Genomic DNA, 26,103 nt, shown 5'->3' with positions numbered 1-26,103 from the left:
ATCGGCCGGTCTGTCCCCGGCCGGGGGTCGTAGCGTCGGGGCATGAACATTGCTGACGACACGGGATACCGGTACCGCACAGCCCTTCCCGAGGACGCCCCGGCCATCGAAGCCCTCGACGGCTCATTCACCACCGGCACCGTCTTCCGAGTGACGGCGACGGAGGAGGGGTTCGTGCTGCGGGAGGTGCCGGTGGAACCGCCGCTGACCAAGGTGTTCCCTGAGGACGAGTCGGATGGCGGCGAGGGGGGCGGCGAGAGTGGCGTGGACTCCCGTACCTTCGTCGCCCAGGGCGCCTCCGGGGAACTGGCCGGGTTCGTCGCCGTCTCGTACTCCGGTTGGAACCGCCGGCTGACCATCGAGGACATCGAGGTCGCACCGGAGCATCGGGGCAAGGGGGTCGGTCGTGCGCTGATGGGACTCGCGGCGGAGTTCGCCCGCGAGCGGGGTGCGGGCCACATCTGGCTTGAGGTCACCAACGTCAACGCGCCGGCGATCCACGCGTACCGGCGGATGGGCTTCGCGTTCTGCGGGCTCGACACCACCCTCTACGACGGCACGCCCTCGCAGGGCGAGCAGGCGCTCTACATGAGCATGCCCTGCCCGTGAGCCGACGGCCCGTCGCCGACTCTGCGGGTAGAGCACTCCTCGATAGCAGTGCTAACGGCTGTGAGCTGCGCTTATTTCAGGCGCGCGACTCTCGTGCGCAGGGGTGTGTGGTCAGTGCTAACGAACTGTGTTAGCGTTGAAAACACTCCTGGGGCCTGCCCTCGTCGGGTGCCCGACTGTCCGTAAGACAAGAGAGATGGCCATACCTGATGAACCGTTCGACGCTCCTCCGTGCCGCCGTAGCCGCAGCCGGCGTGTCGCTCCTCGCCGCCTGTGGCGGGAACGCCAGCGCCGACGGTGAGGAGAAGAAGCCGTCATCCGCCGGTTCGACGCCCTCCGCCACCGCCGCGTTCACCGTCACCCACGTGGGCGGCCCGACGGCCGTGCTGGAGATCGCCGGTCAGCGCATCCTGATCGACCCCACCTTTGACGCGCCCAAGAAGTACAAGTCGGGCATGTCCAAGATCAAGGGCCCCGCCTTCGGCCCTGAGAAGCTCGGCAAGATCGATGCCGTTCTGCTCTCCCACGACCAGCACGACGACAACCTCGACGGCAAGGGCCGTGAGCTGCTGAAGGACATGCCGGTCGTGTTCTCCACGCCTGGCGCTCACAAGCGTCTCGGCGATCACATCACTCCCATGAAGAGCTGGGAGGAGCGGGAACTGAAGTCCGCCGGCAGTACGATCAAGGTCACCGCGGTACCCGCCCTGCACGGTCCCGACGGGGTCGACCGCGGGGCGGACGGCGAGGTCACCGGGTTCGTGCTGAGCGGTAAGGGAGTCCCCACCACCTACATCTCCGGTGACAACGCCTCGGTCAAGGTCGCCAAGCAGGTCGGCGACCGGATCAAGAAGGACATCGGAGCCATCGACACGGCCATCCTCTTCGCCGGTGCCGCCCGCACTCCCGCGATCCTCGACAACGCTCCGCTGACTCTCACGTCGAAGAACGCCGCCCTGGTGGCGAAGGATCTCAACCCCCGCAAGGTGGTTCCGATCCACACCGACAGCTGGGACATCTACTCCGAAGACATCAAGTCCCTCGTCAAGGCCTTCGAGGAACAGGGTGTCGACGGCAAGCTCGTCGACCTGGAGCCGGCGGGTGAGAAGAAGAACCTGGCCTGAAGGGGCGGGTCTTCGGCTCGGAGCGGCGGGGTGAGGAGAAGTCCGGCAAGCCTGCCTTCGGTTATCTCCTCGCATGCGGCGGAGAACCTCGAAAGCGCCCAGTCCGGCGTGACCGCGCAGATCCTGCGACGGGAAGCGCGTGCACGTGATGTGGCGGACCGGGGCGCTGCTTCGGAAGCGCGATGACGGCAGTGCGGCGCGGTGGCGCCGCACTGCCGTCTTTTCGCGGGCATCGATCGAACATCCTCAGCCGGGCGAGAACGGAGTTACTCGCCTCAGGGGGCGGCTGTCATCGGCTTCCCGGCCGGCGAGGGCGTAGCGGTGTTCACTCGTCGTCGTGCGGGCCGGGCCCTTGAAGTGCCTGGGACAGTTGTGCGATGGCGTCGCTGCCGGCGGGCGCGGTCCCGGTGAGGGTGCCGACGAGGGCCTGGGCGAGCACGATCCCGTCGGTGATCCTCGTGTCCTCGCGCTCGTCGCCTGTGACAGCTCCGATCACGGCGTCACGTACGGAACGGGAGATCTCGGGGGCGCCGTAGAGCTCGGGAAAGGAGAGGGCCATCAGGCAGACGCCGACGTTGGCCGTCAGGATCGACTGACCTGCCAGTTCCAGCGGCGTACGCAGTCGTCCGGCGGCACGACAGCGCTCCAAGGCCGAAAGCAACAGGGCCCGGGCCTCCCCGACCGCCGGTGGTTGGGACTCCGGGGCCGGCGTGAACATCAACCGGTAGAGGTGAGGGTTGTCCAAGGCGAACGCGACATGGCTGTCCCAGGCCGTGCGCAGGTCGGCCACCGGGTCGTCGGTCGTCGGGTTGCGGCGCTTGTTCGCCAGGAAACGCTCGAAGCCGATGCACGCGACCGCCGTGAGCAGCCCTTGCTTGTCGCCGAACTGGCGATAGATCTCGGGCATGCCGACCTTGGCCCGGTCACAGATGGCCCGGGTCGAGATGGCCAGCGCGTCCTTTGACGCGAGCAGTTCCTCGGTGGCGGCCAGGATGCGCTCTCGTGCCGTCGACATGCCTCGATGGTAACAGCTAAGAAAACGTTGCTAACGCCTTCGAACTGCCCGTTTGTTAGACAGGGCGCGGAGTTTGCGAGCCTCGCTTCACGGTGCTCACAAACTGTGTTAGCGTTGCTTACGCCCTGGGGGTTGCTGCCCTCGGGTCCCGATTGCTTCCGGGCCGTGAGGCCGGCGGACCCGTCCGGGTGCACCGATACGGGCTTTCGGGGTGCAACCGCTCCGACCCGTCTCAGGAGTCACTTCCGTCACGTTCGGTTCCCCCTGTGCGTCCGGCCCGTGGTTGCCGTCATGTCCAACGCCTCCGCAGCACTGCGAGCGGCACAAGCTTTCTCGATCTTTAGGTGGTTAGTTCATGGCTACGACGACTCTGCGAGCACTCACCGGCGCCGACGAGACGCCCGCGTCGCTCGGCAACGCGACCCTCATCATGGTCGACTACCAGAACGTCTACACCGGCGGTGTGATGGAGCTCGACGGCTGGAAGCCCGCGCTGGAGGCCGCCGCCGAGCTGCTGGCCGCGGCCCGCCAGGCCGGCGCCAAGGTCATCCACGTCCAAGAGGCGGGCTACGACGTGGAGTCCGAGGCCGGCCAGATCCACGAGAGCGTCGCACCCATCGAGGGCGAGACCGTCGTCGTCAAGAGCGTCCCGAACGGCTTCCACGGCACGGACCTGGGCGAGCATGTCGACGCCGCCGGGAACTCCGATGTCATCATCGCCGGGTTCATGACCAACATGTGTGTCCTGTTCACGGCGCAGGGCGCGTCCCTGCGGGGCAACCAGCCCACCGTCGTCGCCAACGCCTGCGCGACCCGGTCCCTGCAGACCATGCACGAGGGAGGCACGTCGCTGACCGCCCAGCAGATCCACGACGGTGCCCTCGCGACGATCACCGACCGCTACGGCATCGTCGTCCCCTCGCTCGCAGCGCTGAAGTAGCCCTCCGCGCTTTCTTCTTCGGCAGGGCGGCGTTTCGTCCCGCCCTGCCGCAGGAATGTTCGCCCGGCGGATGACATCGGAGCCTCCAAGGGGGAGCGGGAGCCAGCCCCGGGGAGCGGATGAGGTGTGCGGCGAAGGGCCTGCCCGGGGTCGTGTCCGCGTTACGGGGAGAGCGGACCCATGAACCGGTCAACCCCGCCTCCCCCCGGGGGGGGGAGATACGACAGTGATGCGGTCGCGGTGAAACGGTCGTGACGCGGGTGGTGCGGAGCTGGTGCGGGGTGGTGATGCCGGTGGTGTGGCGGGTGGTGATGTCCGTTGCCGGTGCGGTGGTACGGCGTGGCGGTGTGGTCAGGAGAAGTTGACCATTCTGATGTAGCGCACCCAGTCCCACTCCGGGCCCGGGTCGGTGTGGTCGGTGCCGGGCACCTGATAGTGGCCGATGATGTGCTCCCTGTCCCGGGGGATGCCGTACTTGGCGCAGATCGCCGCCGTCAGCCTCGCCGACTGCTGGTAGAGCGCGTCGGTGAAGTACTCGGGCCGGTCCACCCAGCCCTCGTGCTCGATGCCGACGGAGCGTGTGTTGTAGCCCCAGCTGCCCGCGTGCCACGCGATGTCGGCTTCACGGACGCACTGGGCCACGTGCCCGTCCGCCGAGCGGACCACGTAGTGGGCGGACACCTTCTTCTGCGGATCGGCGAAGATCGCCAACGCGTCGCTGTACGTCTCCTGTGTGACATGGATGATCACACGGTCGATGGCGTAGGTGCCGGGGCGGTCCGACACGGTGTAGTTGGCGGTGCTCGCCGGCCGCCACTCGGCGGGCGGGTAGTCGGCGGACTGGGGCTGCGCGCCGGCACGCGGATCGGGCAGTAACGCGTAGGGAACGGCGGCGAGTGCCGCGCCTTTCAGCAGCCGTCGTCGGCTGAGCCGGGGTGCGGCTCGGTCCATGTCCATGGCGGTATGCCTTTCGGTAAGGCCGGGGATGCCTTCGGAGGAGCCTGTTCGGGAGGCGGTGGCAGGGATGCCGGGGCGCGCGGAAGGCTTCAGCGGCGCAGGGCCCGCGCGGTCTCCCGTAGCCGCGCGTGCACGCCGCGATAGGTCTCCCGCGCGGGCAGCCACTCCTTGCGGAGCTTGGCCACGCAGGTGTAGTTCGTGTCGCACACGTTGGCCAGCGGCGCTTCGACCGTCTGGGTCGCGAACTGATAGGCATCCAGCTCGCTGAACCCGTAGTCACGCACCAGCCACTGCACCAGATCGAGCTGCGATATCCGGAACGCGTCCTCCAACGGGCGGGCCGAACCGGTCGAGATGATGTGCGTGTCCGACTCCAGGCGTGGCCAGGGCGTGGTGACGCCCTTCAGCAGGTCAACGACCACCACCGTGTTCATCGCACACTCGACGGCCACCCCGCAGGTCTCTCCCTCGCCTTGCCGGGCATGCCCGTCGCCCAGGCTGAGCAGGGCGCCCTCGACATTGACCCCCAGGTAGCAGGTGACGCCGGCCCGCATCTCGGGCGTATCCATGTTGCCGCCGTGCGCGTCGGGCACCAGGGCCGAGCGGACCTCCAGATTGGCGGGTGCCACGCCCACCGTGCCGTGCATCGGGTCCAGGGGCAGCTCCACCCGGATGTCGCTGTCCCGTGCCTGGAACAGAGCTGTCCCGCGGGTCCGGTCCAACTGCCAGATCCACACCCGTTCCGGCAGCGGCGGCTGCAACGTGGCCGTGGTGTGCGTGGAGGTGAGCGCGCCGAAGAGCGGAACTGTCGTGGACGCCGCCCAGTCCCGGGCCGGTTCGATCGAGACGAAGTGCACGGCCACGGTGTCGCCGGGTTCCGCACCCTCGATGTGGAAGGGACCGGTCTGGGGATTGAGGTAGGGGAACTCGCACACCTCGGACACCAGATCCTTCTCGGAACGGACCCGGCCGGCGAAGCAGTCCTCGGTATACAGATCGAGAACCGTGCCGGGTGCGATCCGGGCCATGGGCGGCGCCCCGCCGAAGGTCCAGGCGTACTGATCCGGTTCCGGGCGCACGGTGAGGATCCGGGGGTCGGTCATCGCGGCATGGCTCCTTCTAAAAGGGGTTAATCATGCTGATGGGCTCATCGTTTCGGGTCGACCCGGAAGGGCCGTTCACCGCTGCGACGGTGGTGGGGGGACTCCGGCCCCGCCCTGCCGTTCGGCATCCGTGTCGTCGGCGTCGAGGTGCACGCGGGCGGTCTCGGCTATCCGGCCGGGGTGCCGTCGTATCAGCACGAGCAGCACCACCGCACCCACGGCGAGCCAGGCGCCGACGACCGGACCGGCGTAGGACACCGGAGCCGTCAGTTCCGTGACGAAGTCGAACACCGGCAGACCGGCGGCCGTCAGCAGGGCCGGGATGAACGCGGCGCTGCCCAGCGCGGGGAACAGCAGATGCCGTACAGGCTTGAGGGACGCCCGGCCGGAGCGCAGGAAATAGCCGGCACAGGAGAGGTTCACGACGATGTAGACGCCGACGACGACCGTGACGATCACCGTGGCGAGCAGCAGGTACGCGGTCACCGGGTCGTAGGCGAGACCGAGGCCCAGCACCGCGCCGACCGCCACAACGGTCTGCACGGCGATGCCGGCCACGGGGGAGCGGTGCCGGGGGTGGAGGGTCGCGAGTACGCCGGGCAGGACCCGGATCCGGGCCAGGGCGAAGGCCGTGCGGGTGGAGACGTTAGCGCAGGCGTTGGCGTTCGCGATCGTGGAGTTGACCACCGCGAGGAACACCAGCACCCAGAAGAGACCGAACGAGGCCCGGGCGACGCCCTCCCAGGACGCCGCGCCCGAGGCGCCGAACGCCGCGAAGCGGTCGGGGCCGAAGTAGACGGTCATCGCATAGGTCGTCAGCACGTAGAACAGACCGATCCCCAGGGCCGCTCCGAGGACCGCACGGTGCATCGTCCTCCGTGGGTCGCGGGTCTCCTCGGCGAGCGGCGCGGCCGCTTCGAAGCCGGCGAACGCCAGCACCGTGTACACGGACCCGGCGAACACCCCGGAGACCCCCGCGTAGCCGTCAGGGGTGTGGGAAGTGCCGAACACCGAGAGGGTATTGGCGCTGCCGGCCCCGCCGATCAGCAGGACGGCGAACACCAGGAGGACGAGGATCTCGAAGACACCGAGGACGGTGCCGAAGCGGGCGGAGGCGCGGACGCCGAGATAGCCGGCGCAGGCGATCACGACGGCTCCGGCCAGTGCCCACGGCCACCACAGGTCCGCCGGGTACGCGGACCACTCCGCGTGCAGCGTGCCCGCCACCGTGAAGCCCAGTTGCAACAGCAGCAGCGGTGGTACCAGCATCTCCACGAAGACGTACGCCCAGCCGACGAGGAAACCGACGGCCGGGTGCAGCCCTCGCGCCGCGTAGGTCGCCACCGAGCCCGCCGCTGGAAGTTCCCGGGCCAGCTCGGCCACGCACGAGGCGGTGAACAGGCAGGCCACGAGGGCGATCAGCACCGACAACGGCAGGCTGCCGCCCGCGAAGGCAGCGCCGGAAGGGATCGACGCGGCCACCGCGGCGGCAGGCGCCATCGCCGTCACGCTCTGGAACAGGACGTCGCGCAATCCGATGGCGTCACGCCGCAGCGCTCCAGCCGTCTTGGCGTGCATGTGTCCCCCGATCCCTGTCCCGGCTGCCATTCGTCGCCCGAGCATGCTTCCGCTCGGCGGCCACCGCACGGATATGACGAACCGCCGGCCGGCCTCGCGTGAAATCACGGTACGGCGCGGGGTGGTTGGGCAGAAGGGTGCGCGACCGTTCGGTGGACAACCCGCCACCTGTGGACAACTCGGCCACTCGATCGGGTGAGGCCGGAGGGTTCAAGAGGCCGAGTTCCTGGCTCGTCACAGCCGCGCGTCTTCCCGCGGATCCGCTGAGGAGCAGGCCAACGCCCGCCTGTGGAACCGCCAGGGGCAAGGCCCCCTTCCCGCGGAAGGGATGAGGAGCAGGCACCCCTGGCCGCCGCGCCCTCCGCCTCGCACGTCACCCGGTCCGCCACTCGGGGAGCGTGGTCGGTGCCGGACCGCCAGCGGCGTCAGGATCGTTCCGCCACCACCGCCGGGTCGTCCAGCACCGCGCGGACGACCGAGTGCGCGGCGCCCAGCAGCGGGCCCTGCGGACCGAGAGGGGACACCGTCACCGGACAGGCCGGGCCCGCCGTACGGCCCGTCAGCTCCGTTTCCAGCGCCGGCAGCAGCCAGGGCGAGAGGCCCGCGAGGGCTCCGCCCAGGACCACGGTCTCGGGATCGAGCAGGTTCACCGCCCCGGTCAGGGCGATGCCGAGGGCCGTACCGGCGTCCCGCAGGGCGGCCCGTACGCCCTCGTCACCCGCCCCGGCGCGCTCCGCGAGCAGGCCCACCAGGTCCTCCCGGGGCTCCAGCCCGGCCGCGCGCCGCACCGCCTCCTCACCCGCGTACTGCTCCAGGCACCCCCGGCCGCCGCACGGGCAGGGAGGACCGTCGGGCCGTACCGGCACATGGCCCAGCTCGCCCGCGAACCCCCGCTTGCCGCGCAGCAGCCGTCCGTCCACGACGACCGCGGCACCGATACCGATCTCGGCCGACACATGCAGGAAGTCGCCGGGCGTACCGGCACCGAGCCACAGCTCGGCCAGGGCGCCGAAGTTGGCCTCGTTGTCGACGGACAGCGGCCAGCCGCCGGGCAGCAGGGCACCGAGGTCGGTGTCGTGCCAGTCGAGGTTCGGGGCCCGTACGACCGTCCGTCCGTCCCTGGCCACCAGTCCGGGCACCGCGACCGCGAGCCCGGCGGGCCACAGTTCCGCCTGCTCGGCTTCCGCGACCACCTGGTGGATCAGCGCCGTCAGCTCCTCGAGCACCGGCTCGGCCGCCCGGCCCCGGTTGCCGCCGCGCCGGACCGCCCGTGCCCGCACCTCGCCGCGCAAGTCGACCGCGCACACCGCGAGGTGGTCGACGCCGATCTCGGCCCCGATCCCGGCCGGGCCCCGGCCGCTCACCGCGAGCGCCGACCCGGGCCGGCCCACCCGGCCGGGCCGTTCGGGACCCAGTTCCTCGAGCAGCCCCCACCGGATCAGCTCGTCCACCAGCGTCGACACCGCCGCCCGCGTCAGACCGATCCGCGAGGCGACCGCCGCCCGCGACAGCGACCCTTCCGCGCTGACGGCGTGCATCACCCGGGCGAGATTGCGCCGGCGCATGCCCTGCTGGGTGTCCGGCAGAGCGCGCCCGGTGCCCGGCGGGCGCGCCTCGTGCAGCGGTGCGGTCATGCCTGCGTCAATCCTCGGTGTCTGCACCCGGCTGGGGCGGGCGGCCTGGTCAGTCGGTTTCGGGCCGTCGCTCCAGCAGCGGGGCCGCGTCGGAGAGTACCCCGGTGATCCTTTCCAGCGTCGACCGGTCCCGTTCCACGGCCTCCAGCACCGGTCCCGCGGCCGTGTTCCAGCGGCGGGCCACGGCGGCGGGATCCTCACCGGTCAGCAGTCCGGCCGCCTGCGCCGCCGCGCCCAGCGCGACCAGTTCCCTGGCCTGCGGGACCTGGACGGGCCGCCCGGAGAGCCGGCGCACGGTCTGCTGCCAGGCCGTGCCCCGGGCCCCGCCGCCGATCAGGAGCAGCGGGGTGTCCCGGTCGGCGTCCGCGTCCAGGACCAGATCGAGGGCTCCCAGCAGCGCGTGCACCGCGCCGTCATAGGCGGCCTGCAGCAGCTGGCCCGCGGTGGTGTCGTGCCGCAGCCCGTGCATCAGTCCGGAGGCGTGCGGCAGGTTCGGGGTGCGCTCGCCGTCCAGGTACGGCAGCAGGGTCACCGAGCCGCCGGGTTCGACCGCCTCGCGGTCCCGGTCCAGCAGGGCCGCGACCCGGTCCACCGCCAGGGTGCAGTTCAGAGTGCAGGCAAGGGGCAGCCAGTCCCCGCGCGCGTCGGCGAAGCCCGCCACCGTGCCGGTCGGGTCGGTGGGGCGGCGCTCGGAGACGGTGTAGACCGTGCCGGAGGTGCCGAGGCTCAGCACCGGCGTGCCGGGCCGCAGGCCGAGACCCAGGGCCGCCGCGGCGTTGTCGCCGGTGCCCGGGGCCACCAGCGTGCCCTTGGAGAAGGGCAGGTCGTGGCTGTCGCGCACCGTGCCGACCACCTCGCCCGGACGTGCCACCCGGGGCAGCAGTGCCGGGTCCAGGCCGATGTGTGCCAGCGTCTCCTCGTCGTACGCCTCCGTGCCGGACGCCCACCAGCCGGTGCCGGAGGCGTCGCCCCGGTCGGTCGTGCCCTGGCCGGTGAGGCGTTCGGTGAGGTAGTCGTGGGGGAGCCTTACCGCCTTCGTCGCGCGGACCGCCTCCGGCTCGTGCTCGGCGAGCCAGGCCCACTTGGTGGCCGTGAAGGAAGCGCCGGGCACGCTGCCGGTGCGCTCCGCCCATGCCTTCGGACCGCCCAGTTCCTCGACGAGACGGCGGGCCTGCGGAGCGGAGCGGACGTCGTTCCACAGCAGCGCCGGGCGCACCGGCTCGCCGTGTTCGTCCAGGGTGACCAGGCCGTGCTGCTGGCCGCCGATCGACACCGCCGCCGCCTCGTGCGCCGCCTCACCGCACTGGCGCAGCGCCGTGCACAGCGCGTCCCACCACTGGCGCGGGTCGCTCTCCCGGCCCGCCCCGTTGGTCACGGTGTGCGGTGCCTGGCCACTGGCGACGATTCGCCCGGTCGCCGAGTCGACGACCAGCGCCTTCGTGGACTGGGTGGACGTGTCCACTCCGACGACGAGCGGACCCTCGGCTGCTGACATCGGACTCTCCCTCTTCCGCGGCTCCGCGGCATCTGCGCTGTGTGACGAAGACATCTGGTGGGCGAAAGACATGTTGTCTCTTCCCAGCGGTGTGTGCGCATACTAATTTGTAAACGGCCATGACGAAATACTCGTACGCAGCAAGGAGCCGCGCCATGAGCTACCAGCCCACCCCCGAGGACAGGTTCACCTTTGGTCTGTGGACCGTCGGCTGGCAGGGAAGGGACCCGTTCGGTGACGCCACCCGCCCCGCCCTCGACCCGGTCGAGACGGTGCAGCGCCTGGCGGAACTCGGCGCCCACGGAGTGACCTTCCACGACGACGACCTGATCCCCTTCGGCTCTTCGGACACCGAGCGGGAGTCGCACATCAAGCGGTTCCGGCAGGCCCTGGACGCCACCGGCATGACCGTCCCGATGGCCACCACGAACCTCTTCACGCACCCCGTCTTCAAGGACGGCGCGTTCACCGCCAACGACCGTGACGTGCGCCGTTACGCCCTCCGCAAGACCATCCGCAACATCGACCTGGCGGTCGAACTGGGCGCGGAGACGTACGTCGCCTGGGGCGGTCGCGAGGGCGCCGAGTCCGGGGCCGCCAAGGACGTGCGCGCCGCCCTGGACCGCATGAAGGAGGCCTTCGACCTGCTCGGCGAGTACGTCACCTCGCAGGGTTACGACATCCGCTTCGCGATCGAGCCCAAGCCGAACGAGCCCCGGGGCGACATCCTGCTGCCCACCGTCGGCCACGCGCTGGCCTTCATCGAGCGCCTGGAGCGGCCCGAGCTGTACGGCGTCAACCCGGAGGTCGGTCACGAGCAGATGGCCGGCCTGAACTTCCCGCACGGCATCGCGCAGGCCCTGTGGGCGGGCAAGCTCTTCCACATCGACCTCAACGGCCAGTCCGGCATCAAGTACGACCAGGACCTGCGGTTCGGCGCGGGTGACCTGCGGGCCGCCTTCTGGCTGGTCGACCTCCTGGAGAGCGCCGGTTACGAAGGACCGCGCCACTTCGACTTCAAGCCGCCGCGGACCGAGGATATCGACGGCGTGTGGGCCTCGGCCGCGGGCTGCATGCGCAACTACCTCATCCTGAAGGAGCGCGCGGCCGCCTTCCGCGCCGACCCGGAGGTGCAGGAGGCGCTGCGCGCGTCGCGGCTGGACGAGCTGGCCCAGCCGACCGCGGCCGACGGCGTCCAGGAGCTGCTGGCCGACCGCACGGCGTTCGAGGACTTCGACGTGGACGCGGCCGCCGCGCGCGGCATGGCCTTCGAACGGCTCGACCAGCTGGCGATGGACCACCTGCTGGGGGCGCGGGGCTGACGCCCAGGCGCGCGTACCGGCGATCGCCCGGGCCACATAGGGGCGATCGCCCAGGGCGCGGGCCGTCCGCGAGACCGCGGACGGCCCGCGCCTGTCACGGCTTCTCGGGCAGACGGACGTACACCACCGTTGTCTTCACACCGCTGTCGACCAGACGGCCCCGGGCGTCGAACGCGCCCTCCCCGTCGGTCATCCCGAAGTCGTTGTCATTGACGAGCGCGAGCGTGTCGTCATCCACGCGCGCGATGCCCTCGATCTTCCCGGGCACCCCGGCGACCGTGCCCAGGTCCACCACGAGCCGCTTGGACAGCACCGGTACGCCCGCGGACGCGGGATCGTCCAGCTGCTCCAGCGAAGGGGACGTGGCGTCGTCGTCCCACGGGCCGCCCAGGATGTTCGCCCCGCGCCCCAGCCCGACCAACTGCAGCCGCGCCGACTTGTCGGTGCGTTCCTCGACGAGCAGCCGGTCGCGGCCGACCGCCACCACCGACGAGATCTTCAGCTCCGAGGTGTCGTCCTCGCCCGGGTCGACCACGCCGACCGGGTCGAAACGGTAGGCGTACTCGGCCGTGACGGCCTTCTCGCGCGGCGAGAAACGCAGCAGGCGGGTGGTGCGCGAGGCGTCGCCGGCATCCGCGTCCGGCAGGGAGAGCGGGCTCTGCAGGGCCATCACGAGGTCACCGCCGGGCAGCTGGGCCAGCCCCTCGAACCCCCGGTTGGTCTTGCGGTGCAGCAGAACCGACGGCAGTGCCTCCACCACCGGGTAGTCCGTACCGGTCAGGGCCAGCCCCTCGGGCACATAACGGGCGAGCACCCTGCCGCGCGCGGAGACGTGCACGAGGGACGGTCCGTACTCGTCCACGAGCCAGAAGCTGCCGTCCCCGGCCCGTACGATGCCCTCGGTGTCCAGGCCGTTCGGGTCGTAGGAAAGCGGCGTCCTCGCGTCGTAGGTGTACGGCGCCTCGTCCCGGCCCCGCTGGTCGGGCAGCCCGGTGACGGCCTTCCCCGAGGAAGTGGTGAGCGGTATCGCGTCGACGACCTCGACGGTGTTCCCGGAGACCCGGATTCTCACGATCGCGGGGTCGAAGCCCGGTACCGGGAAGGTGCGGCGCTTCTTGCTGTCCACCTTGATCTGGCCGTTGGGCCCGCGGTCGGTCACCGTCCAGTACTCGCCCTTGCGGCCCGCCGGGTAGATGTCGCTGCCGATGCCGCCGAGCCGCACGCCGTGGTCGTCGGCCACGCTTCCCGGCAGCAGCGCGTTGCTGAACGCGCCGAGCGGGATCTCACCGAGCGTCGCCGTGCGCACGACACGGGCCTCCTTGGGTGGCGCCGCCGCGGCCGTTCCCGCGGCCACGAGGACGGCGGTCAGGACCAGGGGCAGACCCGTGGTGACGGAACGGTGGACGCGGTGACGTGCGGCAGTCGGGGACATCGGGTCTCCTGGGAACAAGGTCGTTGACAGCGGCCACGATTGGGCTCTTGGAGGAACACGGCACGACGGACGGGTGAACGACCGGCGTCCGCCACTCATCGGACGCACGCGGCGGCACCCAGTGGCCCGCCGTCTCGCGATGTGCCCAGCAGCCGAACCATCTGTTCGAAGGACCCGTGGCCGGAGCCCCCGGAGAGCCACTAGGGGCGTACCTCAGGGCTGAGTCGGGGTCCGGGGGCGGAACCGCAGGGAGCGGGAGGTCGTTTTCCAGAGCAGAGTGCGGCAGCGGCCGCGAAGGAGGCGACGCTCATGTCCAAGAACGCGAAGATCGCCGTAGGGGGCGTGGCGGTCGGGCTGATCCTGCTGATATGGCTGCCCTGGTGGGTGGCGTTCCTGATCGTGGTCGGAGTGCCGGTCGTGGCGTATCTCGCCCTGGACCCCTCGCAGCGGCGCAGGGTCCGCCGGGTCGCCCGCAAGGAACTCGGTCGCTGAGGCGCCGGCACGCGACAGGCGGCCGGCGGGCGGGGTGACCGCAGCGGCCGGCCGGGCCCACAGGGGGCAGCGTCGTCGTACGGGGGCGGGTACTCCCGGGACCGGCAGGTGTCGTACGGCTGTCGAGCCTCACAGTGGACGTACGGCCAGCTTGTCGAGAGCTTCCAGCAGGCCCGGCAGTTCGGGACCCCGGCCCACCGGATGGACCTCGCCGGGCTCGTCGTCGAGCAGGACGAACGCGATGTCGTCGGTGCGGGCCACGAGCGACCAGCCGGGGCCGTCGGCACGCAGCGTACGGGCGTCACCCGGGGCGAACGACGAGCGCACCCGGCCGAGCGGCGGCGGGGAGTCGACATAGGCGCGCGCCTCCGCGAGCACCCGGCGGACCCCCGCGTGGCCGCCGCGCGCGGGGCCCTCCTCGCCGTCCTGGGCGGACGGCGCGTCCTTCGCCGGCCCGCCGGGCGCGCGGAAGTCGGCGTCGTCGATCTGCTCCCGCCACGCGGCCCATCGCAGCGCGATCTCGTCGGCGCCCAGACGGCGCTGGGCCGGCCCCCAGGAGCCGGTGTCCGGTGGGCTCAGCGCCGGCCGGCCCGCCGACTCGGCGGGGGGATCGTGCGGCGCGGGGACCCCGGGCGCGGCGACGGCGACGGCCAGGGGCCACCCCGGCAGGGCGGTCACGACCGTGCTTTCGTCCGGCGACAGCTCGTATTCCATGCCGCAGTCCCACGACGCGATCGCCACGGCGACCAGCGCGACGTCGTCGATGACGACCGTCCAGCGAGCGCCGTCCCCGTCCTGCCCCAACACCAGGCCGTACCCGTCGGCGAGCGGCGGCAGACCCAGCACCGCGCACGCCGCCGGGTAGTCGTCGCCCAGCACGCTCGGGAACTGTGCCGGCGTCATCAGTACCGCCGTCAGCACATACAGCGCATCGTCCGCGGCGGCGACGGCCATATCATCCGCTCCGGCCATCCCTGCCTCCCCAGTGGTTGGTCCGTCGGCGCGCACCCTAGTGCGAGCGCAAGCCGGTTGTCACGGCTTCGGGCACCACGCGGAGCTGCAGGTTTCCACCTGGAAAGGGGCGAAACGACCGCACCGGGAGGCGGGACTTCCGCTTAGTTCGCGGGCAGACCGAGGAGGTCGCGAGCCACCGCGCCAGGCGACTCGTCGCGCTCCCTGGCCAGCGCCACGACCGCCCGGCAGGCCAGCTCGCTCACCCCGAAGGACAGCGCCTCCGGCGACACCCACGCCGCCGCCTCCTCGATCCGGTCCTCGTCGCCCTCCACCCGAGCGGCCACATAGACGGCCGCCGCCTCGAACAAGTTGTGCGCGCCCTTCTCCCGGGCGCCGGCCGGCCGCGCCTGCGCGGGGGCGCGGAACCTGCCGGCGTACCGGCGGATCGCGTCGAACACCTGGACCACCCTCTCCCCGAACCGATCAGTGCTGATCGCCCATCTGCTGTCCCACAACGTAGAGTTGGAGTTTCGACGGCAGAAGGGGCGACGCGGTGAAGCGGTTCGAACATCTGGAGCGGATCCGTCGGCTGGACCCGGTGGCGGACGCACTGGAGATCTACCGGATCAGCGTGTCCTTGGAGTTCCCCTGGGACTACACGCGCGCCCTGGAACTGGCCCTGTACCGCACCTACGCGGTACCGAGCATCGGACGGCTGCTCGCGCGGACGGCGGAACTGACCGAGCGCACGCAGAAGCGGTACGACGACACGTCGCTCCTGCTCGACACCGTCCTGGAGCACGGCTTCGCCGCGGAGCAGGGGCGCACGGCGATCCGCCGCATCAACCAGATGCACCGCAGTTACGACATCAGCGACGACGACATGCGGTATGTGCTGAGCACCTTCGTGGTGGTGCCCAGGCGCTGGATCGACACCTATGGCTGGCGACGGCTGTCCCGCCACGAGATCATCGCCACCGCCGAGTACTACCGCACTCTCGGCCGGCACATGGGCATCCCGGACATCCCCCGCACCTACGAGGAGTTCGAAGCCCTTCTCGACTCCTACGAAGAAGCCCACTTCGGCTGGGACGAGGAGGCCCGGCGGGTCTCCGACGCCACGCTCGCACTGATGGCCTCCTGGTACCCGCGTCCCCTGGCCCCGCTGCTGCGCACGGTGACACTCGCCCTGCTCGACGAGCCGCTCCTACGCGCCTTCCACTACCCGAAACCCGGCGCGGCGGCCACCGCGCTGGTGCGCCGGGCCGTATGGACGCGCGGCCGCCTGGTCCGGCTCCTGCCGCCGCGCCGCAGCCCGCACTTCGCGCGTCAGAATCGGGAGATCAAGGGCTACCCCGACGGCTACCGCGTGGCCGACCTGGGGACCCGGCCGGTTCCCGGGCTGCGCGGCTGCCCGGTGCGGCACCGGGACACGTCAGCGCCCGACCCCGTCGAGTGACGCGAGGGTGTCCCGCAGCCAGGCCAGTTCGGCCCGGCTCGTGGCACGCGCGATGGTGAGGACGCCCCGCCGGAAGGGGTCGTCCAGTTCCTCGGCGCTCAGCGGACGGTCGCCGTCGTAGAAGAAGCTCGCCGGCTCCTCCAGGAAGGCCAGCCGACGTCGCAGCACGGCCGCCTGCGCGGCGGGATCGGCCAAGTGCCGCAGGAACGCCAGCAGCGTGAACCAGTGGTTCTCGTCGGTGATCTCCCGCTGGGCGGGCTCGGCGAGCCGGCGCATCAGCTCGCGTCCGCCCTCCTCGGTCAGCGTCAGCACATGGCGCGGTGCGGCGACGGCACCGGGCTCGGTGGCCCGTACCAGCAGGCCCGCCTTCTCCAGCCGTTTGATCGCCGGGTACAACGTGCTCTCCGCGACCGGGCGCACATGCCCGGTGAGCGCGGCGATGTGGCGGCGCAGGACGTATCCGTGCAGCGGCGCGTCGTACAGGAAACCGAGGATGGCGAGTTCGAGCATGCCCGCATTCTTCCGCAGGGGTACATCGCCATTCCAGTACCGCATTGACGGTATACATCGGCAACGAGGTATCGTGTGGTGTCGTTGCAAGTACAGGGAGGGGCACATGCGGCAGGCCGCGTTCGACAGCAGGGGCAGCCACATCCGGTGGGCCGAGGTGCCTGGGGCGGAGCCCGCCCGGGTGTATCTGCACGGGCTGGGATCCATGTCCGCCGTCTACCACGCCCACATCGCCGCCCGGCCCGAACTGGCCGGCAGGCGCAGCCTGCTTGTCGACCTGCCCGGGCACGGCACGAGCGACCGCCCGCAGGACTTCGGCTACACCCTGGACGACCACGCCCACGCCGTTGCGGTCGCACTGGATGCGGCCGGAGTCACGAGCGCCGAACTGATCGCGCACAGCATGGGCGGTGCCGTGGCCATCGTCCTTGCCCACCGGCGGCCCGACCTCGTCTCGCGGCTGGTGCTGACAGAGGCCAACCTGGACGCCTTTCCGCCGTCGACCGCCGCCAGCAGCGGCATCGCCGCCTACGAAGAGGAGGAGTTCGTCGAGGAGGGGTACGCGCGCGTGCTGGGCGAGGTGGGCCCGCTGTGGGCGGCCACCATGCGGCTGACCGATCCGCGCGCCCTGCATCGCAGCGCCGTCGGTCTGTGCCGGGGCTCCAGCCCCGTGATGCGTACGCTCCTGGAAGGACTGCCCGTCGACCGGATCTTCCTCCAGGGCGAGGCCAGCGGCGAACTCGCGGGCCGCGAGAGCCTGGAAGCCGCCGGAGTCCGCGTGGTGACGGTGCCCGAGGCCGGGCACAACGTCATGTTCGACAACCCCGGCGCCTTCGCGGCAGCAGTCGCCGGCACGGTCTGATCCGGCGCGGCGGTTCAGTCCTCGCGCACCGCGAGCGCGAGGAAACGGGCGTCCTCGTCCACGTACGACGTCATGCGCCAGCCCGAACGTGCCAGCAGCGGCCGGAGATTGGCCTCGGCCCGCAGGTCGTCGGGCGTGATCCGGCGGCCTTGGCGTGCGGCCAGGGCGGCACGGCCGATCGGATGGAAGAGCCCGAGCACGCCTCCCCGCCGCACCGCGCGGGCCAGTTCCCGCAGGTTCTCCGCCGGATGCGGCAGATGGGCGATCAGACCGGCCGCGAACACGGCGTCCAGACAGCCCGACCGCAGCGGCAACGCGGCGACGTCCGCGAGCAGCAGCCTTCCCGAGCGGTGCCGCCCGGCTTGTACGGCGGCCTGGAGCATCGCCGGGGTCAGATCGGCTCCCAGCACCACGCCGGAGGGGCCGACGGCGGCCCGCAGGGGCGGCAGGGCCCGCCCCGTGCCGCAGCCCGCGTCCAGGACGCGGTCCCCCTCGCGCAACCCGAGGTCGGCGACGGCTGCCGCGTAGGCAGGGCCGTCATCCGGGAACCGGCTGTCCCAGTCGGCGGCCCGGGCGGTGAAGAACTCCTGGACATGTGTGTGGTCGTCGCTCATGCTCCGCATGATCCCGCACCGCCGCCCGGCCTTCGCCGGCGCCGCCGGTCACCGGGGTGACCGCAACGCGCGCTCCCGCGGCTCAGGCCGCGAGGTCCCGTACCGCCACCACGTTGTCGATGCTGACACGCACGAGGAGTTCGCCCGGTACGCCATTGCGGGCGCCGTACTCCTCGGCGTCGTCCTCGCCCACGTAGCGGGCCGCGATCCGGGTGGCCCACTGACGGAGTTCGGCCAGATCCTCCGACACCTCGGCCTCGCCGTTCAGCACCACGAAGTGGAACGGCGGACGGTCGTCGTCCACGCACAGGGCGACCCGGCCGTCACGGGTCAGATTGCGCCCTTTCACGGTGTCCTTGCCGGTGGTGAGCACCAGGTCGTCTCCATCGAGGAGAAACCAGACCGGGGCCACATGCGGGCTCCCATCGGCGCGAACGGTGGACAGTTTGCCGGTGCGGGTGCCGTCCGAGACGAACGCCCGCCACTCCTCATCGGTCATCTTCTCTGCCATGCGCCCATCCTGCTTGCCCGCACGCCGGTCGTGGGGAAGGCTGGCGGAGAGTTCCTCCAGCCAGGGGGAGACATCACACGGGGAGAGGGACATGGCGCAGAACCAGGGCCTCGGCTGGCTCCTGGACGATCTGACCGAGCGGGTGGACCACGTCCGCCACTCGCTGGTCCTGTCGAACGACGGGCTGGTCACCGCGGCGAGCACGGGCCTACGCCGTGAGGACGCCGAGCATCTGGCCGCCGTGGCGTCCGGACTGCACAGCCTGGCCAAGGGCTCGGGACGACACTTCGGCGCGGGCAGGGTGCGCCAGACGATGATCGAGTACGACGATGCCGTGCTGTTCGTGACCGCGGCCGGCACCGGCAGCTGTCTGTGCGTGCTCACCGGGGCGGAGGCCGACATCGGTCAGATCGCCTACGAGATGACCCTGCTCGTCAACCGGGTCGGCGAACACCTCGGCATCGATGCCAGGCAACCCGAACGAACACGCAAAGCAGACGCCTGACCTGCGGTTTTTCTACCCCCGTGGAGTTATCCACAGGCCCGGAACGAGCCGGCGAAGAACCGGCTACGGTGGGTGAACGGCGAACGCACAGGGCGTGAGCCAAGGACTCCACGGGGGAGTACGACCATGTCGGCCGACCTTTTCGATCCCACCCGTCCCGACACCTGCAAGCCGAGCCATGCCGCCCGCGAGCTGGGGCTCAGGCGAGGCGATTTCGACCGCGCCGTACAACTCGGCTGCATCCGCACCGTGCCCGACGAGGGAGGGGGAGGGGGCCGTCGCGTGGAACGCGCGGAGATCGAGCGCGTCCGAGCCCAGGACGGCTTCCCCGACTCCCTCCTGGACCGGGTGCGGGTCGTGGGGACGGCCGAGGGGGCCGCCCTCATGGAGATCCCGGCCGGCAGGTTCAGTCGGCTCGCCCGCCTGGGCCTGCTCGTGCCCGTCACGTTCTACCTCAACCGCTACCGATCCGTGGTCTGGCTCTACCTCGCGGAAGATCTACGCCAGTTCGCGACCGGACCGCAGAACGCGCACCTGCTCAAGGGGCGTACGCCCGAGACGCTGCGCGGCCAGCTGGCGGCGGGAGTGGACCTGCGGGCACGCAACTGGCGCGGACGCCACCTTGGACTCCTGCTCCGGCGGGCCGAGGGCCCCTGGGCCCGCGCCGGGGCCGTGGCCGCCTTCCTCACGCCCGTCGATGTCGCGGACATCGTCAAGGATCCGTACGAACGGGCGCAGCTGAACCGGTTCCGGCCCATGCCACCCGGGTACGGCGGTCCCGGATCACCCGTCACGCACGCAGCCGAGCAGATCACGACGGCGCAGGACGCGGACGAGATCGGCTGGCTGCGCAGCGAGCTGGCGCGCCTGGTCGCGGAGGCCCGCAGCGTCTCACCCGTCGCGCGCCCGGCCGCCCGCCCCATCCCGCCGGTGATCCGCACGGCTCCACGGCCCATCCCACCGATGGCCCGTACGGTGACGGGACGCGCGGAGGAGACGACGACGTTCCCGAAGCCGACGGCATCGTCTCCGGGACCGGAAAGCCCCTCCGCGGAGTTGACGCGACGACTCACCGAGCCGGCCGCGCGGACCGAGGAGCCGTCGGCACGGCCCGCGCGGCCGACGGCGCGGTCTTGCGAGCCGGTGGTACGGCCCCCCGAGCCGATGTCGGCCACCAGGCCGGCGGTGCCGACCGCGCCCAGGGGTCACGGGCGGGCACAGCCCGGTCCACAGCGGCCACCCCGCGGCCTGCGGGCCTGGCTCCGGCGGAGAAGCCCACGACGCACAGGGCCCGCGCGGGTGTGAGCGCCTTGTCGGGGAGCCCTGGCCGCGGGGGCTACAGCGCCCGGAACAGACCTTCCTGGACGACCGATACGAGCAGTCGTCCCTCCAGGTCGTAGATACGCCCGCGGGCCAGCCCACGCCCGCCGATGGCGATCGGGGACTCCTGGTCGTAGAGGAACCACTCGTCCGCGCGGAAGGGCCGGTGGAACCACATGGCGTGGTCCAGCGAGGCCAAGTCGAAGTTGCGCGGGCCCCACAGCGGCTCCACCGGGATGCGGACCGCGTCCAGGAGGGTCATGTCACTGGCATAGGTCAGCGCGCAGGTGTGCACCAGGGGGTCGTCGCCCAGCGGCCCCACCGCGCGCATCCACACGGCGCTGCGCGGCTCGGCCCCCTCGATCTCCTCGGCGTTCCAGCGCAGCCGGTCGACGTAGCGGATGTCGAAGGGCTGGCGGCGCGCCATTCGTTCCAGCTGCTCCGGCAGCGTGCCCAGATGCTTGCGGATCTCCTCCGAGACCGTCGGCAGCGACTCCGGGTGCGGCACCTCACGGGCCGGCGGCAGCTGGTGCTCGAAAGGTCCTTCCTCAGGCTTGTGAAAGGAGGCGGTCAGATTGAAGATCGTGCGGCCCTGCTGCACGGCCGTGACCCGGCGCGTCGTGAAGGAACGCCCGTCGCGGACCCGTTCCACCTGGTACACGATCGGCACGCCCGGCCGGCCGGGGCGCAGGAAGTACGCGTGCAGTGAGTGCACCGGGCGATCGCCGTCCGTGGTGCGGCCGGCGGCGACCAGCGCCTGGCCGGCCACCTGGCCGCCGAAGACCCGCTGGAGGGACTCCTGCGGGCTGCGGCCACGGAAGATGTTGACCTCTATCTGCTCCAGGTCGAGCAGGTCGACCAGTCTCTCGGCCGGATTCGTCATCGATGGGTTTCTCCTTGGCTTGCCACTGGCCGTGAACGGCTCACAGCTGGCCGACGTCGGTGACACGGACGACCGCACGGCCCTCGGCGTCGGAGGCCACGAGATCGATCTCCGCGCTGATGCCCCAGTCGTGGTCACCGTTCGGGTCGTCGAAGATCTGACGGACGCGCCAGAGGCCGTTCTCCGGCTCCTCCTTGATGACAAGGAGCTTGGGACCACGGGCGTCGGGACCGGTGCCGAGGTCGTCGTACTCGTCCCAGTACTTGTCCATCGCCTCGCCCCAGGCGTCGGCGTCCCAGCCGGACTCGGCGTCCAGCTCGCCCAGTTCCTCGACCTGGTCCAGGGCGGCCAGCTCCACGCGGCGGAACATGGCGTTGCGGACGAGGACCCGGAAGGCGCGGGCGTTGGTCGTGACCGGCTTGACCTCGTCGGCCTTCTCCTGGGCCTCCTCGGCGGTCATCTCCTCCGGGTTGGCGAGCTGCTCCCACTCGTCCAGCAGGCTGGAGTCCACCTGGCGCACCATCTCGCCCAGCCACTCGATCAGGTCCTGCAGGTCCTCGGACTTCAGGTCGTCCGGGATGGTGTGGTCCAGGGTCTTGTAGGCGCTGGCGAGGTAACGCAGCACGATGCCCTCGGTGCGGGCCAGCTCGTAGAAGGACACCAGCTCCGTGAAGGACATCGCCCGCTCGTACATGTCCCGGACCACCGACTTCGGCGACAGCGGGTGGTCGCCGACCCACGGGTGGCTCTTGCGGTAGGTGTTGTAGGCGTGGAAGAGCAGCTCTTCCAGCGGCTTCGGGTACGTGATGTCCTGCAGGCGCTCCATGCGCTCCTCGTACTCGACCCCGTCCGCCTTCATCGCGGCCACGGCCTCGCCGCGCGCCTTGTTCTGCTGGGCGACGAGGATCTGCCGAGGGTCGTCCAGGGTGGACTCGACCACGGAGACCATGTCGAGGGCGTAGGACGGCGACTCGGGATCGAGGAGTTCGAACGCCGCCAGCGCGAACGTGGACAGCGGCTGGTTCAGCGCGAAGTCCTGCTGGAGATCGACCGTGAGCCGGACGATGCGGCCTTCGGCATCGGGCTTGTCGAGCTTCTCGACGATTCCGCCGTCGAGCAGCGAGCGGTAGATCGCGATGGCCCGGCGGATGTGCCGCAGCTGCTGCTTGCGCGGCTCGTGATTGTCCTCCAGGAGGTGGCGCATCGCCTCGAACGCGTTGCCCGGACGGGCGATCACCGACAGCAGCATCGTGTGCGTCACCCGGAAACGCGAGGTCAGCGGCTCCGGTTCCGACTCGATCAGCTTCTGGAAGGTGTTCTCGGTCCAGCCGACAAAGCCCTCCGGCGCCTTCTTGCGCACCACCTTGCGCCGCTTCTTCGGGTCGTCGCCCGCCTTCGCCAGCGCCTTCTCGTTCTCGATGACGTGCTCCGGCGCCTGCGCGACCACGAGTCCCGCGGTGTCGAAACCGGCCCGGCCGGCCCGGCCCGCGATCTGGTGGAACTCACGGGCCCGCAGGGTGCGCACCCGGCTGCCGTCGTACTTGGTCAGTGCGGTGAACAGCACCGTGCGGATGGGCACGTTGACGCCCACGCCGAGCGTGTCCGTGCCGCAGATGACCTTCAGCAGTCCGGCCTGGGCGAGCTTCTCCACCAGACGCCGGTACTTGGGCAGCATGCCGGCGTGGTGCACGCCGATGCCGTGCCGTACGTAACGGGAGAGGTTGCGGCCGAACTTGGTGGTGAAGCGGAAGTTGCCGATCAGCTCGGCGATCTGGTCCTTCTCCTCGCGCGAGCACATGTTGATGCTCATCAGCGCCTGCGCCCGTTCCACAGCCTGCGCCTGCGTGAAGTGCACGATGTACACCGGGGCCTGCTTGCTCTCCAGCAGGTCGGTGAGCGTCTCGGTGAGCGGGGTCAGCTTGTACTCGTAGGACAGGGGCACCGGGCGGGTCGCGGAGCGGACCACCGAGGTGGGGCGGCCGGTACGGCGGGTGAGATCCTTCTCGAAGAAGGACACATCACCCAAAGTGGCCGACATCAGGATGAACTGCGCCTGGGGGAGTTCCAGCAACGGGATCTGCCAGGCCCAGCCCCGGTCCCCCTCGGCGTAGAAGTGGAACTCGTCCATGACGACCTGGCCGACGTCCGCGTGCTTGCCGTCCCGCAACGCGATCGACGCCAGCACCTCGGCGGTGCAGCAGATGACGGGCGCGTCGGCGTTCACGGAGGCGTCGCCGGTGAGCATGCCGACGTTCTCGGTGCCGAAGAGCTTGCACAGCTCGAAGAACTTCTCCGACACCAGGGCCTTGATCGGCGCCGTGTAGAAGGTGACCTCGTCCCGGGCCAGCGCGGCGAAGTGCGCGCCCGCGGCGATCATGCTCTTGCCGGATCCGGTGGGCGTCGACACGATCACGTTCGCCCCGGAGACCACCTCGATCAGCGCCTCCTCCTGGTGGGGATAGAGGGTGAGGCCGCGCTCCTGGGCCCAGGACTCGAAGGCCTCGTACAGGGCGTCGGGGTCGGCGGTCGGCGGCAGCTGATCGATGAGGGTCACGCCCCCATCTTGCCTGGCCCACCGCCCGAGCGGGGAATCGGCTGCGGGTACGAAGATCATGGAAGCTACGCTGTGTGGCCGGCGAGGCGTCAGCGCACCAGGTCAACTGGGCAGCGCGACATGAGGAATAGGGCGGGAAGCGGCCATGATGGGACCAGCACACTCACTGTCGGGGGCCGCTGCCTGGCTGGGGGTGGGAGCCGCCACAGCGGCGGCCGGACATCCCATGCCCTGGCCGGTCCTCCTCTGCGGCGCCCTGATCTGCGCCGGCGCAGCGCTCGCCCCGGACCTCGACCACAAGGCGGCCACCATCTCGCGGGCCTTCGGGCCGCTGTCCCGCGGGATCTGCGAGATCGTGGACAAACTCTCCTACACCGTCTACAAGGCGACCAGGAAGCAGGGCGACCCGCGGCGCTCCGGCGGACACCGCACGCTGACGCACACCTGGGTGTGGGCCGTCCTGATCGGGGCGGGCTGCTCCGCCGTGGCGATCGCCGGGGGCCGCTGGGGGGTGCTGGCGATCCTCTTCGTGCACATGGTGCTGGCGATCGAAGGTCTGCTGTGGCGGGCGGCACGCGGCTCCAGCAGCGATGTCCTGGTCTGGCTGCTGGCGGCGACCAGCGCGTGGATCCTGGCCGGAGTGCTGGACAAGCCGGGCCATGGTTCCGACTGGCTGTTCACCGCGCCGGGGCAGGAGTACGTGTGGCTGGGGCTGCCGGTCGTGCTCGGCGCGCTGGTGCACGACATCGGGGACGCGCTGACCGTGTCCGGCTGCCCGATCCTGTGGCCGATCCCGGTGGGCCGCAAGCGCTGGTACCCGGTGGGGCCGCCGAAGGCGATGCGGTTCCGGGCGGGCAGCTGGATCGAGCTCAAGGTGCTGATGCCGACGTTCATGCTGCTCGGCGGGGTCGGCTGCGCCGCGGCCCTCAATGTGATCTGACCAAGCCGACGCCACCGGCTCGCGATCGGGCGGGGGAGGATCGGGCAGGCCCCGCCCGGGCCAGGACACCGGGGGGAGGCGGAGTTTCGCAGGCGTCCTTCGCACCGGGCCGTGAACGGGCCGGTTCCTCGGCGGTGGCCCGCGATCCGGCGGAGAGCGCCGGATCAGCCCGGCTCGCCCCCGTCCGCCGTGCCGTACCGGCGCTCGAAGCGGGCGATGCGGCCCTCGGTGTCGACCGTGCGCGCCTTGCCGGTGTAGAAGGGGTGGCTCTCCGAGGAGATCTCCACGTCGATCACCGGGTAGCTCTGGCCGTCGTCCCACTCGATGCTCTGTTCGCTCTGGGCGGTGGACTTTGTAAGGAAGGCGTACCCGGCGGCGCGGTCGCGGAAGACCACGGGGTGGTAGTCGGGGTGCTTGTCCTGCTGCATGGCGGCTCCTCGGGACGGATGGTCGGGACGGAGGCGTCCGGACTGTCCGGCTCAGCCGGGGAGGGCGTCCTCGTCGACGATGTGCACCGCGGCCTCCTCTGCGGAGGCGGCGGCCCCGTCGATGCCGACGTCGGTGGCGACGAGCGCGGCCTCCTCGTCCTCGTGCGCGCCCTCGTCGGGTGCCACCAGCCGGCCGGACCGGAAGTTGCCGACCTCATTGTCGAGGGGTTCCCCGTCGGTGCCCTCGCAGTCCCCGATGCCGTCACCGTCGGGCGCGGGGAGATCGGGCAGCTCTTCGGCGAGCCGTTGGTCGAGGGTCTCGCCCGCCTGGCGTTCGGCCGCCGTCACACCGACGTGTTCCACCGCCCACGGTCGCTCGGGAGGGGACCAGCCGCGGTCGAGGGGGTCGGCGACGCCGTCGAAGTCCAGGGTGTCCTCGACGTCGAGCACCCCCGAGTCCTCCCGGATCTCCGAGGGATCGGGCTGGTAGACGTCATCCCCCCAACCGTCGGCGTTGTCCACGACTACCTCCAGATGGTGAGGGCGGCCGGATGCCGCCCCAGCGGACGGCGAGCCGTCGGCACGCGCGGCACGAAGGTCCCACGCCGTGAACCGGCTGGTCCCCGGGCGCGCCCCGAGCCGCTGCCGCTTTCCAGCCTTCCACCCCGGATCGGCACCGCGCAACGGCACGGCCCCGGGGCCGAGCGCCCAGCCGCGCCGCGGGTCCGGACGGAGCCCACCGGGCATCAGAGCGCGGCAATCCGAGGGGCCCTCTGCCCCGCTCTCACGGGGCCCCGGAGCGCGGCAGAGGGACGGCTCCGCGACCCGGTTGCCCGGAGCCGGGCTGGAGGGGCGCCGTCTG

26 protein-coding genes are annotated in these 26,103 nt (G+C 71.0%); 10 read left to right on the top strand and 16 right to left on the bottom strand.

The window, feature by feature from the left end; genetic code table 11:
* The first annotated feature begins 42 nt into the window (after positions 1–42).
* Complete coding sequence (locus tag HB370_RS07215) at positions 43–609, top strand: GNAT family N-acetyltransferase (protein WP_030775262.1); 567 nt, start codon at positions 43–45, stop codon at positions 607–609.
* 209 nt (positions 610–818) lie between these two features.
* On the top strand, positions 819–1,733 hold the full coding sequence (locus HB370_RS07210) for an MBL fold metallo-hydrolase (protein ID WP_051815209.1): 915 nt from the start codon (positions 819–821) through the stop codon (positions 1,731–1,733).
* Between the two features lie 325 nt (positions 1,734–2,058).
* Here HB370_RS07210 and HB370_RS07205 read toward each other — a convergent pair whose 3' ends face one another.
* A complete protein-coding gene (locus HB370_RS07205; protein ID WP_030775266.1) occupies positions 2,059–2,748 on the bottom strand; it encodes a TetR/AcrR family transcriptional regulator in 690 nt (229 codons plus the stop codon).
* A gap of 355 nt (positions 2,749–3,103) precedes the next feature.
* Between HB370_RS07205 and HB370_RS07200 the strand changes: the two genes are divergently transcribed.
* Positions 3,104–3,688: an isochorismatase family protein gene (locus HB370_RS07200; protein WP_030775268.1), complete on the top strand. Its 585-nt coding sequence runs from the start codon at positions 3,104–3,106 to the stop codon at positions 3,686–3,688.
* A gap of 351 nt (positions 3,689–4,039) precedes the next feature.
* On the opposite strand, the gene HB370_RS07195 is transcribed toward HB370_RS07200, so the two are convergent.
* The 5 genes from HB370_RS07195 to xylB all read right to left on the bottom strand — a co-directional run bounded on the left by HB370_RS07195 (position 4,040) and on the right by xylB (position 10,455).
* Positions 4,040–4,639: an N-acetylmuramoyl-L-alanine amidase gene (locus HB370_RS07195; protein WP_030775271.1), complete on the bottom strand. Its 600-nt coding sequence runs from the start codon at positions 4,637–4,639 to the stop codon at positions 4,040–4,042.
* Between the two features lie 95 nt (positions 4,640–4,734).
* Positions 4,735–5,748 (bottom strand): acetamidase/formamidase family protein, encoded by a 1,014-nt coding sequence (locus HB370_RS07190; protein WP_030775273.1) that lies wholly within the window; start codon positions 5,746–5,748, stop codon positions 4,735–4,737.
* A 75-nt stretch (positions 5,749–5,823) separates the two neighbouring features.
* Positions 5,824–7,326, bottom strand: coding sequence for an APC family permease (locus HB370_RS07185; RefSeq protein WP_030775275.1), 1,503 nt, complete (start codon positions 7,324–7,326; stop codon positions 5,824–5,826).
* Between the two features lie 425 nt (positions 7,327–7,751).
* Complete coding sequence (locus HB370_RS07180) at positions 7,752–8,960, bottom strand: ROK family transcriptional regulator (protein WP_030775277.1); 1,209 nt, start codon at positions 8,958–8,960, stop codon at positions 7,752–7,754.
* A gap of 49 nt (positions 8,961–9,009) precedes the next feature.
* Positions 9,010–10,455 (bottom strand): xylulokinase, encoded by a 1,446-nt coding sequence (xylB, locus tag HB370_RS07175; RefSeq protein WP_030775279.1) that lies wholly within the window; start codon positions 10,453–10,455, stop codon positions 9,010–9,012.
* A 155-nt stretch (positions 10,456–10,610) separates the two neighbouring features.
* Between xylB and xylA the strand changes: the two genes are divergently transcribed.
* On the top strand, positions 10,611–11,777 hold the full coding sequence (xylA, locus tag HB370_RS07170) for a xylose isomerase (protein WP_030775280.1): 1,167 nt from the start codon (positions 10,611–10,613) through the stop codon (positions 11,775–11,777).
* Positions 11,778–11,871: 94 nt separating this feature from the next.
* On the opposite strand, the gene HB370_RS07165 is transcribed toward xylA, so the two are convergent.
* A complete protein-coding gene (locus HB370_RS07165) occupies positions 11,872–13,209 on the bottom strand; it encodes an esterase-like activity of phytase family protein (RefSeq protein WP_030775281.1) in 1,338 nt (445 codons plus the stop codon).
* Positions 13,210–13,518: 309 nt separating this feature from the next.
* Between HB370_RS07165 and HB370_RS07160 the strand changes: the two genes are divergently transcribed.
* Entirely contained in the window at positions 13,519–13,701 is a 183-nt protein-coding gene (locus tag HB370_RS07160) for a hypothetical protein (protein WP_030775282.1), read from the top strand.
* Positions 13,702–13,830: 129 nt separating this feature from the next.
* Here HB370_RS07160 and HB370_RS07155 read toward each other — a convergent pair whose 3' ends face one another.
* Entirely contained in the window at positions 13,831–14,673 is an 843-nt protein-coding gene (locus HB370_RS07155; protein WP_030775283.1) for a hypothetical protein, read from the bottom strand.
* Between the two features lie 143 nt (positions 14,674–14,816).
* Complete coding sequence (locus tag HB370_RS07150; protein ID WP_030775284.1) at positions 14,817–15,113, bottom strand: hypothetical protein; 297 nt, start codon at positions 15,111–15,113, stop codon at positions 14,817–14,819.
* Positions 15,114–15,208: 95 nt separating this feature from the next.
* On the opposite strand from HB370_RS07150, the gene HB370_RS07145 reads away from it, so the two are divergent.
* Complete coding sequence (locus HB370_RS07145; protein WP_030775285.1) at positions 15,209–16,114, top strand: oxygenase MpaB family protein; 906 nt, start codon at positions 15,209–15,211, stop codon at positions 16,112–16,114.
* On the opposite strand, the gene HB370_RS07140 is transcribed toward HB370_RS07145, so the two are convergent.
* Positions 16,091–16,624: a PadR family transcriptional regulator gene (locus tag HB370_RS07140; RefSeq protein WP_030775286.1), complete on the bottom strand. Its 534-nt coding sequence runs from the start codon at positions 16,622–16,624 to the stop codon at positions 16,091–16,093. The two genes, HB370_RS07145 and HB370_RS07140, sit on opposite strands and share 24 nt — an antisense overlap.
* 106 nt (positions 16,625–16,730) lie before the next feature.
* Here HB370_RS07140 and HB370_RS07135 point away from each other — a divergent pair, with 106 nt between their 5' ends.
* Positions 16,731–17,486, top strand: coding sequence for an alpha/beta fold hydrolase (locus HB370_RS07135; protein ID WP_030775287.1), 756 nt, complete (start codon positions 16,731–16,733; stop codon positions 17,484–17,486).
* Positions 17,487–17,500: 14 nt separating this feature from the next.
* Here HB370_RS07135 and HB370_RS07130 read toward each other — a convergent pair whose 3' ends face one another.
* Both HB370_RS07130 and HB370_RS07125 read right to left on the bottom strand, forming a co-directional pair.
* Positions 17,501–18,100 (bottom strand): class I SAM-dependent methyltransferase, encoded by a 600-nt coding sequence (locus tag HB370_RS07130; RefSeq protein WP_030775288.1) that lies wholly within the window; start codon positions 18,098–18,100, stop codon positions 17,501–17,503.
* A gap of 82 nt (positions 18,101–18,182) precedes the next feature.
* Positions 18,183–18,611 (bottom strand): PPOX class F420-dependent oxidoreductase, encoded by a 429-nt coding sequence (locus HB370_RS07125; protein WP_030775290.1) that lies wholly within the window; start codon positions 18,609–18,611, stop codon positions 18,183–18,185.
* Between the two features lie 91 nt (positions 18,612–18,702).
* Between HB370_RS07125 and HB370_RS07120 the strand changes: the two genes are divergently transcribed.
* A complete protein-coding gene (locus HB370_RS07120) occupies positions 18,703–19,116 on the top strand; it encodes a roadblock/LC7 domain-containing protein (protein ID WP_030775293.1) in 414 nt (137 codons plus the stop codon).
* A gap of 126 nt (positions 19,117–19,242) precedes the next feature.
* The gene (locus tag HB370_RS07115; protein WP_244405457.1) at positions 19,243–20,421 is read left to right on the top strand and encodes a DUF6397 family protein; all 1,179 of its coding nucleotides are present in this window, start codon (positions 19,243–19,245) and stop codon (positions 20,419–20,421) included.
* A gap of 31 nt (positions 20,422–20,452) precedes the next feature.
* Here HB370_RS07115 and HB370_RS07110 read toward each other — a convergent pair whose 3' ends face one another.
* Complete coding sequence (locus tag HB370_RS07110) at positions 20,453–21,319, bottom strand: acyl-CoA thioesterase II (RefSeq protein WP_030775297.1); 867 nt, start codon at positions 21,317–21,319, stop codon at positions 20,453–20,455.
* 40 nt (positions 21,320–21,359) lie between these two features.
* Positions 21,360–23,873: a DEAD/DEAH box helicase gene (locus HB370_RS07105; RefSeq protein ID WP_030775299.1), complete on the bottom strand. Its 2,514-nt coding sequence runs from the start codon at positions 23,871–23,873 to the stop codon at positions 21,360–21,362.
* A 145-nt stretch (positions 23,874–24,018) separates the two neighbouring features.
* Here HB370_RS07105 and HB370_RS07100 point away from each other — a divergent pair, with 145 nt between their 5' ends.
* Positions 24,019–24,813 (top strand): metal-dependent hydrolase, encoded by a 795-nt coding sequence (locus HB370_RS07100; protein WP_030775301.1) that lies wholly within the window; start codon positions 24,019–24,021, stop codon positions 24,811–24,813.
* Positions 24,814–24,977: 164 nt separating this feature from the next.
* Here the strand turns inward: HB370_RS07100 and HB370_RS07095 are convergent, their stop codons facing one another.
* Together HB370_RS07095 and HB370_RS07090 are read right to left on the bottom strand one after the other, a co-directional pair.
* Positions 24,978–25,241: a type B 50S ribosomal protein L31 gene (locus HB370_RS07095; protein WP_030775303.1), complete on the bottom strand. Its 264-nt coding sequence runs from the start codon at positions 25,239–25,241 to the stop codon at positions 24,978–24,980.
* A 51-nt stretch (positions 25,242–25,292) separates the two neighbouring features.
* Positions 25,293–25,763: a DUF5709 domain-containing protein gene (locus HB370_RS07090; protein ID WP_030775305.1), complete on the bottom strand. Its 471-nt coding sequence runs from the start codon at positions 25,761–25,763 to the stop codon at positions 25,293–25,295.
* Positions 25,764–26,103: the final 340 nt, after the last annotated feature.

Origin of the sequence: Streptomyces sp. DSM 40868 (genome assembly GCF_011820545.1) — a bacterium.
Classification (GTDB): domain Bacteria; phylum Actinomycetota; class Actinomycetes; order Streptomycetales; family Streptomycetaceae; genus Streptomyces; species Streptomyces eurythermus.
The sequence above is the reverse complement of the archived record's forward strand: the minus strand, read 5'-3'. Positions and strand labels throughout refer to the sequence as shown.